General features: G+C 72.4%; 12 protein-coding genes. 9 read left to right on the top strand and 3 right to left on the bottom strand.

The window, feature by feature from the left end:
• Window positions 1-6 precede the first annotated feature (6 nt).
• Together ASC60_RS37955 and ASC60_RS37950 are read right to left on the bottom strand one after the other, a co-directional pair.
• Complete coding sequence (locus ASC60_RS37955) at window positions 7-1,488, bottom strand: ATP-binding protein (protein ID WP_055558287.1); 1,482 nt, start codon at window positions 1,486-1,488, stop codon at window positions 7-9.
• Complete coding sequence (locus tag ASC60_RS37950; RefSeq protein ID WP_055558286.1) at window positions 1,485-2,219, bottom strand: response regulator transcription factor; 735 nt, start codon at window positions 2,217-2,219, stop codon at window positions 1,485-1,487. The genes ASC60_RS37955 and ASC60_RS37950 overlap by 4 nt, the downstream gene beginning before the upstream one ends.
• 153 nt (window positions 2,220-2,372) lie before the next feature.
• Here ASC60_RS37950 and ASC60_RS37945 point away from each other — a divergent pair, with 153 nt between their 5' ends.
• The 3 genes from ASC60_RS37945 to ASC60_RS37935 are packed head-to-tail and all read left to right on the top strand — an operon-like array spanning window position 2,373 to window position 4,970.
• Entirely contained in the window at window positions 2,373-3,734 is a 1,362-nt protein-coding gene (locus ASC60_RS37945) for a ferric reductase-like transmembrane domain-containing protein (protein WP_055558285.1), read from the top strand.
• Window positions 3,735-3,757: 23 nt separating this feature from the next.
• Window positions 3,758-4,210, top strand: a complete 453-nt coding sequence (locus tag ASC60_RS37940; protein ID WP_079038908.1) for an FMN-binding protein — start codon at window positions 3,758-3,760, stop codon at window positions 4,208-4,210.
• 43 nt (window positions 4,211-4,253) lie between these two features.
• Window positions 4,254-4,970 carry an FAD:protein FMN transferase gene (locus tag ASC60_RS37935; RefSeq protein WP_107097273.1) on the top strand — a complete coding sequence of 239 codons (717 nt, stop codon included), beginning with the start codon at window positions 4,254-4,256 and terminating at the stop codon, window positions 4,968-4,970.
• Between the two features lie 13 nt (window positions 4,971-4,983).
• Here ASC60_RS37935 and ASC60_RS37930 read toward each other — a convergent pair whose 3' ends face one another.
• A complete protein-coding gene (locus ASC60_RS37930) occupies window positions 4,984-5,403 on the bottom strand; it encodes a YjbQ family protein (protein ID WP_055558282.1) in 420 nt (139 codons plus the stop codon).
• Window positions 5,404-5,504: 101 nt separating this feature from the next.
• On the opposite strand from ASC60_RS37930, the gene ASC60_RS44325 reads away from it, so the two are divergent.
• From ASC60_RS44325 to ASC60_RS37905, 6 genes are all read left to right on the top strand, one after another.
• A complete protein-coding gene (locus ASC60_RS44325) occupies window positions 5,505-5,588 on the top strand; it encodes a putative leader peptide (RefSeq protein ID WP_370593019.1) in 84 nt (27 codons plus the stop codon).
• A 90-nt stretch (window positions 5,589-5,678) separates the two neighbouring features.
• Window positions 5,679-6,491 (top strand): ABC transporter permease, encoded by an 813-nt coding sequence (locus ASC60_RS37925; RefSeq protein WP_055558281.1) that lies wholly within the window; start codon window positions 5,679-5,681, stop codon window positions 6,489-6,491.
• Complete coding sequence (locus ASC60_RS37920) at window positions 6,464-7,231, top strand: ABC transporter ATP-binding protein (RefSeq protein WP_055558280.1); 768 nt, start codon at window positions 6,464-6,466, stop codon at window positions 7,229-7,231. Before ASC60_RS37925 ends, ASC60_RS37920 begins: the two co-directional genes overlap by 28 nt.
• 51 nt (window positions 7,232-7,282) lie before the next feature.
• The gene (locus tag ASC60_RS37915; RefSeq protein ID WP_055558279.1) at window positions 7,283-8,317 is read left to right on the top strand and encodes an ABC transporter substrate-binding protein; all 1,035 of its coding nucleotides are present in this window, start codon (window positions 7,283-7,285) and stop codon (window positions 8,315-8,317) included.
• A complete protein-coding gene (locus tag ASC60_RS37910; protein ID WP_055558278.1) occupies window positions 8,317-9,495 on the top strand; it encodes an LLM class flavin-dependent oxidoreductase in 1,179 nt (392 codons plus the stop codon). The genes ASC60_RS37915 and ASC60_RS37910 overlap by 1 nt, the downstream gene beginning before the upstream one ends.
• A gap of 111 nt (window positions 9,496-9,606) precedes the next feature.
• Window positions 9,607-12,537 carry a SpoIIE family protein phosphatase gene (locus tag ASC60_RS37905; RefSeq protein WP_234357325.1) on the top strand — a complete coding sequence of 977 codons (2,931 nt, stop codon included), beginning with the start codon at window positions 9,607-9,609 and terminating at the stop codon, window positions 12,535-12,537.
• Window positions 12,538-13,346: the final 809 nt, after the last annotated feature.

Below are 13,346 nucleotides of genomic sequence, written 5' to 3'. Positions count from 1 at the left end.
GCGGCACTAGACGCGGCCCGGATCGGGCGGCGCGGTACGGCTCGGAAGCCGGGCCCGGAAGACGGTGGCCCCCGGCCTGCTGGTCAGCGTGATCGTGCCACCGTGCGCCGCGACCACGGCCCGGACGATCGCCAGCCCCAGACCCGTACCGCCGCCCGCCCGCGACCGGCCGGGATCGGCGCGGGCGAACCGCTCGAACACCTCGCCCTGCAGCGCGTCCGGGACGCCCGGACCGTCGTCCGCCACCGTCAGCTCGGCGTCGCCGTCCGCCACCGCGAGCCGCACCGTGACCCGGGTTCCGGCCGGGGTGTGGGTCCGGGCGTTGGCCAGCAGATTGCCGATCACCTGCTGGAGCCGGTGCTCGTCGCCGAGCACCGTCACCGGCTCCTCGGGAAGCTCCAGCGTCCAGCGATGGCCGGGCCCGGCGGCCCGCGCGTCGCCCGTCGCGTCCAGCACCACCCGGGTCAGATCCACCGGACGGCGGGCCAGTGGCCGCCCCGCGTCCAGCCGGGCGAGCAGCAGCAGATCGTCGACGAGCGTGGACATCCGCTCCGACTCGGCCTGGATCCGCTCCAGCGCGTGCCGCACCTCCTCCGGCACCGGCCCGGGGTGGCGCAGCGCCAGCTCGGCGTGGCCACGGACGGAGGCCACCGGGGTGCGCAGCTCGTGGCTGGCGTCCGCGGAGAAGTGCCGCAGCCGTTCCTCACTCGCCTGGCGGCGGGCCAGCGCGTCCCCGACGTGGCCGAGCATCCGGTTCAGCGCGGTGCCCACCTGCCCCACCTCGGTGCGCGGATCGGCGTCCGGTACGGGCGGGGGCATGGCCACCTCACCGCTGGCGAGCGGCAGCTCGGCCACTCCGGCGGCGGTCGTGGTCACCCGCCGCAGCGGCCGCAGCGACAGCCGTACCCACAGCGCCCCGGCGACCCCGGTGACCAGCAGCGCGCTGCCGAAGACCACGGCTTCCACGGTCTCCAGCCGGTGCACGGTCTCCTCCACGGGGCGCAGCGGCAGCCCGGTGATCAGGACGTCCCCGTCGTCCCCGTGAACCGCGACCACCCGGTAGCCGCTGAGCGCGGACAGATGCACGGTGTGGCCGCGGCCGTCCACCGGCACTCCCGCCAGGACCCGCCGGTCGGCGCCGGTCAGCGGTACGGCGCCGTCCGTCTGGTCGCGCACGACCGCCGCGTCGGTCGTCGTGCCGTGCAGCAGCCGGGCCCCGAAGGTGTTGTCCGACTGGCCACGGGTGTCGGGCCGGTTGTCGTCGTCCGGTTGCGCCTCTCCCCGCTCCAGGCTGGCCGGGAAGCGGCCGGCGGTCGCCGTGAGCTGCTGGTCCAGCCGGCGCACCAGGAACCCTTCGAGGGCGAGCACCGTGGTCAGCCCGACCGTCAGGGACGCCACCGCCAGCAGCACCACCAGCCCGGCGGTCAGCCGGGCGCGCAGCGTACGGGGAAGCCACCGGACCGGTCCTGCCAGGAGCGGCCGCCTCACGGAGCCTCCGCCTTCAGGACGTAGCCGACCCCGCGCACGGTGTGGATCAGCGGCGTCCGCCCCGCGTCGATCTTCTTGCGCAGATAGCTGATGTACAGCTCCACCACATGGGCCTGGCCGCCGAAGTCGTAGCTCCACACCCGGTCCAGGATCTGCGCCTTGGACAGCACCCGCCGGGGGTTGCGCATCAGGAACCGCAGCAGCTCGAACTCGGTGCGGGACAGCTCCACGGCCATTCCCCCGCGGGTCACCTCCCGGGCCTGCTCGTCCATCACCAGATCCCCGACCACCAGCCGGTCGTCGCCGGGCTCCCGGGCCATCCCGGCCCGGCGCAGCAGCCCGCGCAGCCGGGCCAGCACCTCCTCCAGGCTGAACGGCTTGGTCACGTAGTCGTCGCCGCCCGCCGTGATCCCCGCGATCCGGTCCTCCACCGCGTCGCGCGCGGTCAGGAACAGCACGCACACGTCCGGCAGCTCCGCCCGCAGCGCGCGCAGCACCGCGAGCCCGTCGGTGTCCGGCAGCATCCAGTCGAGCACCACCGCGTCCGGGTGGAAGGCCTGTACGGTGGCCAGCGCGGACGCGCCGTCGGCGGCGGTACGGACCTCCCAGCCCTCGTAGCGCAGTGCCCCCGACAGCACCTCGGTCAGATCGGGCTCGTCGTCGACGACGAGGACGCGGACCCGGGCGCCGTCGGGCCGCAGCAGGAAACGGCCGGTGGTGTGCGTATCCATGATGAATCAAGCATCCCTCGTGCCGCGCCGTGCCGAGGTCCGCCCTTCCTCTGAGTTTCCTCTGAATCCCGGGTGCCTCGCCCCGTTCATAGGGTCCTCAGAGCTTCGCCGGGGAGTCTGACCGAGCTGTTCACCGAGAGGACTCCCAGACCCATGACGACACCGCCGCGGGCTCCGGCCATGGCCCGCCCCTCCCGGTCGGCACCGCGCCCGCCCAGCCCCGTCCCGGCCCTCGCACACCTGCTGATCTGGGGCGGGGCCGCCGCCGTCCTGGCGCTGTGGTGGAGCGACACCACCTCCGTGGTCGGCGCCGCGGGCTGGGTCACCGGCGCCGGGCGGATCACCGGGCTGCTGGCCGGGTACGCGTGCGCGATGCTGCTGATGCTGATGGCGCGCGTACCGCTGCTGGACCGCGCCGTCGGCACCGACCGGCTGGCCCGCTGGCACGCCATGGGCGGCCGCTACACGGTCTCCCTCGCGTCCGCCCACGTCCTGCTGATCATCTGGGGCTACTCCCTGGAATCGCACACCGGTGTCGTGGATCAGACCACCACCCTGGTCCTCCACTACCCGGACCTGCTCAAGGGCACGATCGGCTTCCTGCTGTTCCTGATCACCGGGATCGTGTCCGCCCGCGCGGTGCGCCGCCGGGTGACGTACGAGACCTGGCACTTCCTGCACTTCGCGACCTATCTGGCGGTCTTCCTGGCCTTCGGGCACCAGCTCTCCAACGGCGCCGACTTCGTCGGCAACCGCCCCGCCCAGCTCGCCTGGTACGCCCTCTACCTCGGGGTGGCGGCGCTGCTGGCCTGGTACCGGTTCGCCGTACCCGTGCGCCGGGCGCTGCGCCACCGGCTGTACGTCGCCGAGGTCCGGCCCGAGGCGCCGGGCATCGTGTCGGTGTACCTGTCGGGCAGCGGGCTGGAGGAGCTGCGCGCCGAGCCCGGCCAGTTCTTCCGCTGGCGGTTCCTGACCCGGGGCATGTGGTGGGCGGCCAACCCCTACTCCCTGTCCGCCGCCCCGCACCCGGCGTACCTGCGCATCACCGTCAAGGCGTCCGGCGGGCACAGCGCGGCGCTCGCCCGGCTGCGGCCCGGCACGCGGGTACTGGCCGAGGGCCCGTACGGCGGCTTCACCGCGCGCCGTCGGCGTGCCCGCAAGAGCCTGCTGCTCGGCGGCGGTGTCGGCATCACCCCGCTGCGCACACTCTTCGAGACGCTGCCCGGCGAGGTGGCCCTGATCTACCGGGCCCGGCGCCCCGAGGACCTGGCGCTGCGCGGCGAGATCGACGCGCTCGCCGCCGCGCGCGGGGCGGCCGTCCACTACGTCGTCGACGAGCCCGTCGCGTACTCCTCGCCGCTGACCCCGGAGGCGCTGCGCGGTCTGGTGCCCGACCTCGCCGAGCGCGACGTCTACCTCTGCGGGCCGCCCGCGATGACCGAGGTGGCGGTCACGGCCCTGCGCGGGGCCGGGGTGCCGCGTCGGCGCATCCACCACGAGTCGTTCTCGTTCTGACCCGGATGAACAGGAGCCAGGCCGTGCGCAAAGCCGCCGTGACCACCGTCTCGACGGTGGCGGGAGTGATCCTGCTGCTGTCGCTCAAACCGCACCAGAGTCCCGCCGCGACCGTGGCGGAACCGTCACCGTCGACACCGCCGTCCAGCACCGGATCCGCCTCGACCTCCCCGTCCACCACCCACACCCCGGGCGGCACCTCCGGCACGTACACCGGCAGCGTGATCAACACCTCGTACGGGCCGGTCCAGGTGTCCGTCACGCTCTCCAACGGCAAGATCACCGGGGTCAAGGCGCTCCGAACGCCGTCCGACCGGCCCCGGTCCCAGCAGATCGCCGCCGACGCCGTACCGCAGCTCACCCGTGAGGCGCTGAGCGCCCAGAGCGCGCACATCGACGCGGTCTCCGGCGCCACCTACACCAGCGAGGGGTACACCCGGTCCCTGCAGAGCGCACTGGACAAGGCCGGTGTCTGAGGCGCCCGCCCCCGAGCGGGGCCTGCGCCACGTCGAGCACGCCATGGGCACGGTGTTCTCCTTCGACCTCCGCGACCCGGTCACCCCGCCGGTCCACCGGGCCCTGAAGGAGGCCGTGGCCTGGCTGCACCATGTGGACGAGGTGTTCTCCACCTACCGGCCCGACAGCGCGATCAGCCGCCTCGGCCGGGGCGAGCCGGTTCCGGAGCGGTACCGGCCCGAGGTGGCCGAGGTGTTCGCGCTGTGCGAGGAGGCGGCGGGCGTCACCGGCGGCTGGTTCAGCCACACCCCGGCCGGACGGCTCGACCCGTCCGGGATGGTCAAGGGCTGGGCGATCGAACGGGCCTCGCGGATGCTGTACGAGGCGGGCGCGCCCAACACGTGCGTCAACGGCGGCGGCGACATGCAGGCGCGCGGCGAGGCCGCCCCCGGCACACCGTGGCGGATCGGCATCGCCCACCCCACCCGCCCCGGGGAGCTGGCCGCCGTGGTCACCGGCCGCGACCTGGCCATCGCCACCTCGGGAACGGCCGAACGCGGCGCACACGTCACGGACCCGCACACCGGCGAGCCCGCCACCGCCCTGGCCTCCCTCACCCTGACCGGCCCCGGCCTCACCCGGACCGACGCCTACGCCACGGCCGCGTTCGCCATGGGCGCCGGGGCCCGCGCCTGGACCGAGGCGCTGGACGGGTACGAGGCGCTGGGCATCACCGTGACCGGTGAGGTCTGGAGCACGGCCGGTTTCCCCGGGGCCTAAGACACCCCCTGGGTCAGCCCAGGAAGCTGAGCCGGACCGTGCGGTGGGGGTTGTCCCGGTTGGTGTCGACCAGGCACACCGACTGCCACGTGCCGAGCGCCAGGCTGCCGCCGAGGACCGGGAGGGTGGCGTGGGGCGGGACGACGGCCGGGAGGACGTGGTCGCGGCCGTGGCCCGGGGAGCCGTGGCGGTGGCGCCAGCGGTCGTCGGCGGGCAGGAGGTCGCGCAGGGCGGCCAGGAGGTCGGTGTCACTGCCCGCGCCCGTTTCCAGGATGGCGATACCGGCGGTGGCGTGCGGGACGAAAACATTGAGCAGGCCGTCGGCGCCCCGGGCCACCTCGCGCAGATACGCCTCGCAGTCGGCGGTGAGGTCGGCGACGGTCTCGGAGGTGCCGGTGGTGATGTCGAGCGTGTGGGTGCGGAAAGTAGCCATGACTCCATCCTGGTACGGGCTCCCTTAAAACTCCCGCAACAAAGGTCCGAGGGGCAAGACGGCGTTGACCCGGGTCGGAGCCGCTGGCTAGCTTCAGGGGCATGTCTACGTCAGCCCTGCTCACCACGCGCGGTCACATCGACCTGCTGCGGGTGGCGTCCGCCACGTGTCCCGGCGCCTGCTGACCTTCTCTCACCTCTCTCCCCTTCACGTTCTCGCCGTGCCGCGCCGATGTCGCGCGGGTACCGAGGCGTACCCCTTTTCTGGAGCCCGAAGTGTCCCCGGTTCTTCTCGAACCGGTCGTGCCCCTGTCCGCGCGCCGCCGCACCGTACCCCGCTGGCTGCGCCGCACGACCGGTCCCTTGTTTCTGCTGGTGCTGTGGCAGGTGAGCAGCGCCACCGGCATGCTGCCCTCCGACGTGCTCGCCTCGCCCGGCACCATCGCCGGTACCGCCTCCGGCCTGTTCCAGGACGGCACGCTGCCGCACGCCATGCTGGTGTCGGTGCAGCGGGTGCTGAACGGGCTGTTGATCGGCGGGGTCGTCGGCGTCGGGCTGGCGCTGATCTCCGGTCTGTCGCGGCTCGGTGAGGACCTGGTCGACGCGACCGTGCAGATGCTGCGCAGCATCCCGTGGGTCGGGATGATCCCGCTGTTCATCATCTGGATGGGCATCGGCGAGGCGCCGAAGATCGCGCTGATCGCGCTCGGTGTCGCCTTCCACCTCTATCTGAACGTGTACGCGGGCATCCGCGGTGTGGACGCGCAGCTCATCGAGGCCGGGAACTCCCTCGGGCTCGGGCGCTGGGGGCTGATCCGCCATGTGGTGCTGCCGGGGGCGCTGCCCGGGGCCATGACCGGGCTGCGGTATTCGCTGGCCACCGCCTGGCTGGCGCTGGTCTTCGGCGAGACGATCAACGCGGACGACGGAATCGGCTTCCTGCTCAACCGTGCGCGGGAGTTCTTCCAGACCGACGTGATCGTGGTCTGCCTCATCGTCTACGCCGTCCTCGGCCTGCTCGCCGATTTCATCGTCCGCACTCTGGAGAGGCTGCTGCTGCAATGGCGACCGACCTTCACCGGCACATGACCCATGTCGAAACGGCTGATGACGCCGTACGGGTCGGCTCGCTCACCCGCTCCTTCGACGGTCGGGCCGTCATCGACAACCTCGAACTGACCGTCCGCAAAGGTGAGTTCGTGGCGCTCCTCGGCCGCAGTGGCTGCGGCAAGTCGACGCTGCTGCGCGTACTGGCCGGGCTCGACCGGGAGATCGCGGGCGAGGTGCTGGTGCCGCGGCGCAAGGCCGTCGCCTTCCAGGCGCCGCGGCTGATGCCGTGGAAGCGGGTGTGGCGCAATGTGCTGCTCGGGCTCCCCGGCCGCCCCGGGCGGGACATCGCCGAGAAGGCGCTCAAGGAGGTCGGTCTCGGCCACCGTACCGATGCCTGGCCCAAGACGCTGTCCGGTGGCGAGGCGCAGCGTGCCTCGCTCGCCCGGGCGCTGGTGCGCGAACCCGATCTGCTGCTGCTCGACGAGCCGTTCGGCGCGCTGGACGCGCTCACCCGGATCACGGCCCAGCGACTGGTGGCCGACCTGTGGCAGAGCCGCGGCTGCGCGGTGCTGCTGGTGACGCACGACGTCGAGGAGGCGTTGCTGCTCGCCGACCGGGTGCTGGTCATGGACGGCGGTGTCATCGCGCACGAGATCCGGGTGGACCGCGACCGTCCGCGTGACATCGCCGACCCGTACCTCGCCGGTCTGCGCACCGAACTGCTGGACCGGCTGGGCGTGGAAGCCGCGGAGCCGGCCGAGGTCGAGAAGGCCGCGTAACCGCGCCTCACACCCCCTTTGTACGTCCCTCACGAACGGAAACCCGCTGCCATGCGACGGCGTATCGTCCCCGCCCTGCTCCTCCCCCTCCCGCTGCTGCTGTCCGCATGCGTCAGCTCGCACTCGGCCGACAAGTCCGGCGCCGCCGGCAACACCGACGGCAAGGGCGATGTGACCCTCAACGTCGGCGACCAGAAGGGCAACGACGAGGCGGTGCTGCGCGCCGCCGGTGAACTGAAGAACCTGCCCTACAAGATCAAGTGGTCGACGTTCACCTCCGGTCCGCCGATCCTGGAGGCGGTCAGCGCCAAGGCGGTGGACATCGGCGGGGTCGGCAACACCCCACCGGTCTTCGCCGCGGCCGCCAAGTCCCACATCAAGGTGGTCGGTGCCAAGCACGGTACGACCGACGGCGAGGCGATCCTGGTCAGGAAGGACTCGCCGCTGAAGAGGACCGCCGACCTCAAGGGCAGGACGGTCGCGGTGGCACAGGGCAGTTCGGCCAACTACCAGCTGGTCGCCTCGCTCCGTAAGGCCGGCCTGTCCATCAAGGACGTCAAGGTGAGCTATCTGCAGCCCGCCGACGCGCTGGCCGCGTTCAGCCGCGGCAAGGTGGACGCCTGGGCCATCTGGGACCCGTACACCGCCCAGGCGCAGCGCCAGACCCACGCGCGGATCCTCACCACCGGCAAGGGCGTGACCAACGGCCTCAACTTCCAGGTCGCCAACCCCTCCTCCCTCGACGACAAGAAGAAGACGAAGGTCATCAAGGACTACCTGGAGCGGCTGCGGCGTGCCCAGAAGTGGGTCTTCAAGCACCCCGAGGCATGGGCCAGGGTGTGGGGCAAGGAGACCGGGCTGCCGTACGAGGTGGCGCTGGACGCCGTGAAGCGGACCAACGGCACCCGGGTGTACACCGCCGTCGACAAGCCCGCCATCGCCTCCGAGCAGCAGATCGCGGACACCTTCGCCCAGCTGAAGCTCACCCCGCGCCGCTTCGACTTCGCCGACTACGTGGACACCCGCTTCAACGACGGTCTGCCGCCGTCCAGCACCGCGCCGCGCACCTTCGGGAAGGGCTCGTGATGTCCGTCCATCTGCACTGGTTCCTGCCGACGGGCGGCGACGGGCGCACCCTCGTCGACCGGCACGCCTACTCCGGCGGTGACCGCTCGTCCGTCACCCCCGTGTCCGGCGTCCGGACGCCGGACATCGACTACCTCACGCAGATCGCCAAGGCCGCCGAGCACCTGGGGTTCGAGGCGGTGCTCACCCCGACCGGAACCTGGTGCGAGGACGCGTGGCTGACGACGGCCGCGCTCGCCCAGCACACCGAGCGGCTGAAGTTCCTGGTGGCCTTCCGGCCGGGGCTGATCTCACCGGTGCTGGCCGCGCAGATGGCCGCGACGTACCAGCGGATCACCCGCGGGCGGCTGCTGCTCAACATCGTCACCGGCGGCGACTCCACCGAGCAGCGGCGCTTCGGCGACCATCTCGACCACGATCAGCGGTACGCGCGCACGGCGGAGTTCCTGGAGGTCGTACGGGGCGTGTGGGGCGGCAGGCCCTACGACTTCGACGGCGAGCACTACCAGGTCGCGGGCGGGCTGACCGCGGTGCCGCCCGACCCGCTGCCGCAGATCTTCTTCGGCGGCTCCTCCCCGGCCGCCGGTCCGGTCGCCGCCCGGCACACGGACGTCTATCTGACCTGGGGCGAACCGCCCGCCCAGGTCAAGGAGAAGATCGACTGGATCCGGGGCCTGGCGGAGCGGGAGGGCCGTGACGTCCGTTTCGGCATCCGGCTGCACACCATCGCCCGCGACTCCTCGCGCGAGGCCTGGGCCGTCGCCGACCGGCTGCTCGACCAGCTCGATCCGGACACGGTCGCCTCCGCGCAGCGGGCGCTGGGGCGCAGTGAGTCGGTCGGCCAGCAGCGGATGCTGGCGCTGCACGGCGGCTCACGCGACCGGCTGGAGATCTCGCCCAACCTGTGGGCGGGGATCGGTCTGGTGCGCGGCGGCGCGGGAACGGCCCTGGTCGGCAGCCACGCCGAGATCGCCGACCGGATCGAGGAGTACCACGCGCTCGGTATCGAGCACTTCGTGCTGTCGGGCTATCCGCATCTGGAGGAGGCGTACTGGTTCGGCGAGGGCGTGACCCCGGAGCTGGCCGCGCGCGGCCTGCTGGCGGACACGCCCACCACGGACGGCCGCCCGGCCCCGGGCGCGGGCGCCGCGCCGCTGCTGGTCGCCGGGGGGCGTTGACAAGGGCGTCCTCGCCCAGGTCTCGGACGCGAGTATGTTGAATAGTGATGTTCCGGGGCATACCCGGCGGGCCGCCCCGGTTCCGCGCGCGCTCGCGGCGGGAGGTGAGCCATGGGCGAGCAGGACCCCCTGGACCAGGCCGGTACCGCCCGGCTGCGCACGATCATCACGGCGGGCGATGAGCTGGGCGACGCCGAGCTGCTGGGCTTCGCGCTGGACCACGCGGTCACGGAAGCGGACGGGCTGGGCGGCATGGTGCATCTGCGGGGGCCGGTCAGCCCGGGGCTGCTGCTGATGGCGACGCATGGGCTCGCGCGTACGGTCGCCCGGCACTGGGAGAAGATCGATGAGTCCGGCGTCACCGCCCCGGCCCGCGCGGTGGCCGAGGGGGTGCCGGTATGGGCGCCCGCCCCTACCGGCTCCGCTCGCGGCCCGTCGCTGCCCGCCGGCTGCGGACTGCTGGCGGTTCCGCTGGTCACCCCGGGCGGGGTGGCGGGCGTGCTGTCCGTGCTGACGGACCGCGCGCAGGAGCCCACACGGCGGCAGCGGGAGTCGGTCGGGACACTCGCCGCGTGGGCCGCGCTACGGCTCCGGGAGCACTCGCCGTCCCCCTGGCCGACCGAAACCTCCCCGGACCGGGAGGACCCGGGCCGGGAGGACCCGGGCCGGGAGGACCGGGACGGCCACGTGGGGCAGGAGCCGCCCGCCACCCGTCTGCGGCAGGCGCTCAAAGCACTCAGGGTGGGGTCCTGGGAGTGGGACCTGGCCACCGGAGAACTCGTGTGGGACGAGCCGACCCGGGCCCTCTTCGGCATGGACCCGGGCACCCCGAAGCAGCCGTTCGAGAACTGGACCAGCCGGGTCCACCCCGATGATCTGCCCTCGGTGCTCGTCGAGGCCGAGCAGGCGATCCGCCACCGCAGAGTCTTCAACGTGGAGTACCGGATCTGCCGACCCGACGGGACCACGAGTTGGGCCAGCGCCCGGGGGCGGGTCTTGCTCGGGCAGGACGGTCAGCCTGCCGGCATGGTCGGCACGGTGTATGACACCACCGAGAGCCGGATCGCCCGCGACGCGGTGAACCGTGCGCTGCGCCACATGAGCGACGCTTTCCTCGCGGTCGACAGCGAGTGGCGGATCACGTTCGTCAACGTCGAGGCGGAGCGGCTGTTCGGCACCCCCCGGACGCTGCACGGCCGGACACTGTGGGACGCCTTCGCCCGGCTCGGCGTCGACGCCGCGGAACCGGACCTCGAGGCACACTGCCGACAGGCCGCCGACAGCGGCACACCCGTCGGCTTCGAGGCGCGGTGGCCCGCCAACGAGCGCTGGTACCACATGCGGCTGGTCCCGGTGCCGGAAGGACTGACGATCTACGCCACCGATGTCACCGAGCGCCGGTCACGCGAGGAGGAGCGCGCCGCGGCGGAACGCGCGGCGGCCGAGCGCACCGCCCGGATCACCGAGCTGACCAACGCCCTCGCGGAGGCCCTGACCATGGAGGACGTGGTGGAGGCCATCGCCGAGCGGGTGCTGCGGCCGTTCGGTGCCTCCGGCCTCGTCGTCCAGCTCATCGAGGGGAAGGTGATACGCGTCGCCGGCGCCGTCGGATATTCACGTCCCTTCCTCGACTCCATCGACGGGTCCCCGATCGGCGAGATCTCCCCGATCGCGGAGGTGTACTACAGCAGGACACCGGCCTTCGTCGGCTCGACGCAGGAGTACATCGCGCGCTATCCGGCGATGGCCTGGCGCCCGGCCGCGGCCGACAAGGCCGCCTGGGCCTTTCTGCCACTCAACGTCTCCGGCCGCTGCGTCGGCTGCTCGGTCATCTCCTTCTCCGAGCCGCGCCACCTCGACGGGGAGGAGCGGGCCCTCCTCACCGCTCTCAGCGGACTCATGGCGCAGGCCATCGAGCGGGCCAGGCTGTACGACACGGAGCACAACCGGGCCAAGGAACTGCAGCGCGGGCTCCTGCCGCGGACCCTGCCACCGCTGAGCACGGTCACCACCGCCGCGCGCTATCTGCCCGCCAGCGAGGGCATCGACGTCGGCGGCGACTGGTACGACGTGATCCCGCTGTCCGGCTCCCGGGTGGCCCTGGTGATCGGCGATGTGATGGGGCACGGCCTGTCCGAGGCCGCCACCATGGGGCGGCTGCGCACCGCCGTGCGCACGCTCGCGGATCTGGATTTCCCGCCCGCCGAACTCCTCACCCGCCTCAACGACCTGGTCAACGATCTCGGCGACAACTTCTACGCCACGTGTCTCTACGCTGTGTACGACCCCGTCACCACCACCTGCTCCTTCGCCCGCGCCGGGCACCCTCCGCCGGGGATCGTCCTCCCCGGGAGCGCCGTCCAGTTCCCGGACCGCTCCCCCGACCCTCCGCTGGGCGCGGCCAGGCCGCCGTTCGAGACGGTCGAGGTCTCCCTCCCCGAGGGCAGTCTGCTGGTGCTGTACACCGACGGGCTCATCGAATCGCCCACCCGGGACATCGACCGCGGCATGCGGCACCTGGCGAGAGCACTGTCCGGCGCGGACACGGTTCAGGCCGGGAGGGAACCCCTGGAGCGGCTGTGCGACGACGTCCTGGCGGAGATGCTGCCCGAGAAGGAGCTCACGCAGGACGACGCCGCGCTGCTGATCGCCCGCACCCATGCGACAGCCCCTGAGAACATCGCCACCTGGCCGCTGTCCGACGGGCCGATCGCCGCGAGCGAGGCACGCGACCATGTCCGCGACCAGCTGGCCCGCTGGAACCTCGACCCGCTGATCACGACCGCCGAGCTGCTGGTCAGCGAGCTGGTCGGGAACGCCGTCCGGCATGCCAAGAGCCCCGTCGGGCTGCGGCTGCTGCGCGGTGAGGAGCTGATCTGCGAGGTGTCCGACGGCAGTTTGACCACGCCTCGGATCCGCCACGCCGCGGAGACGGACGAGGGCGGGCGCGGGCTGCAGCTGGTGGCCGCGCTCTCCCAGCGCTGGGGTACCCGCTACACCGCCGACGGAAAGTGCATCTGGACCGAACAGCAGGTGCCCTGACCGCGCGCCGGTCATGAGCGACGCTCCCGGCTTACGCAGCGCGAGCAGGTCAACCGAGGCGAGCTTCCGCTCCTGGAGCGAGCTGTCCTGAAGCGGTCGGGTAGGGCGCGGCCCCACAGGTCAGGGACCGCCGTCGACGAACAACAGTCTGCGGTCGAGGGCGTCCTCGCGGATCTCCAGCGCCTCGGCGTAAAGGGATCACGCTGTCGGCAAGGGGCCCGGCGAACCAGCCGAACCGCGCCATCGGCCGGTCCCGGCGGGCTGACCACAAATATCTGTGGAACCGCGCCCCCGTGTGCCGTTATCGTGCTCCCGCCCACCGTCACCCTGTCAAGGACACGCCGTTGCTCACCAAGTGAGCGCCCCCAAGCGCTGATCCGTCGCGCGTCGCACCTGTGCGCCGTGCTCCTTTTCGCTGCGGTCTTCTCACTGGAACCGGTGTCACTCCATGTCCAAAAACTGGGCGGCCGTGCCCGCCTGCCTGCCGATCGGTCGTCGCCGTCGCCACACGTGCGCGTACGAGCGCTTCCGGGCGAACGGCACATTCCGCGTCACTGCGAACCACAAGCTCCTCAACTCCTGGCTCCTCGCGCGAACCGAGCGGCCGGCCTGGCAGTCGCCGTACGGTCCGCCGCCGCGCCGGGCACGCCGCGGCCGGTGGACCCCTGTGCCGGGGGTGGCCACGTCTCGGTCCGCTGCGCGGCGTGGACACCTGTCCGGCCGGGGCGACTGATCGCGGTCCCGGGCCTGTCCGACAATGCCCAGGACCGTATCGGCGGCGTCCATGAGGGCGGTGTGGGACGCGGTCT

Source organism: Streptomyces sp. NBRC 110028 (genome assembly GCF_001417735.1).
In the GTDB taxonomy this organism is placed as follows: Bacteria; Actinomycetota; Actinomycetes; order Streptomycetales; family Streptomycetaceae; genus Streptomyces.
Note: the sequence above shows the minus strand (reverse complement) of the source record. Positions and strands in the feature narration are given on the sequence as shown.

Coding starts and splice junctions, on each gene's coding strand:
- ASC60_RS37950 (WP_055558286.1), bottom strand. CDS start 2,219: ATGGATACGCACACCACCGGCCGTTTCCTGCTGCGGCCCGACGGCGCC.
- ASC60_RS37945 (WP_055558285.1), top strand. CDS start 2,373: ATGACGACACCGCCGCGGGCTCCGGCCATGGCCCGCCCCTCCCGGTCG.
- ASC60_RS37935 (WP_107097273.1), top strand. CDS start 4,254: ATGGGCACGGTGTTCTCCTTCGACCTCCGCGACCCGGTCACCCCGCCG.
- ASC60_RS37930 (WP_055558282.1), bottom strand. CDS start 5,403: ATGGCTACTTTCCGCACCCACACGCTCGACATCACCACCGGCACCTCC.
- ASC60_RS44325 (WP_370593019.1), top strand. CDS start 5,505: ATGTCTACGTCAGCCCTGCTCACCACGCGCGGTCACATCGACCTGCTG.
- ASC60_RS37920 (WP_055558280.1), top strand. CDS start 6,464: ATGGCGACCGACCTTCACCGGCACATGACCCATGTCGAAACGGCTGAT.
- ASC60_RS37915 (WP_055558279.1), top strand. CDS start 7,283: ATGCGACGGCGTATCGTCCCCGCCCTGCTCCTCCCCCTCCCGCTGCTG.
- ASC60_RS37910 (WP_055558278.1), top strand. CDS start 8,317: ATGTCCGTCCATCTGCACTGGTTCCTGCCGACGGGCGGCGACGGGCGC.
- ASC60_RS37905 (WP_234357325.1), top strand. CDS start 9,607: ATGGGCGAGCAGGACCCCCTGGACCAGGCCGGTACCGCCCGGCTGCGC.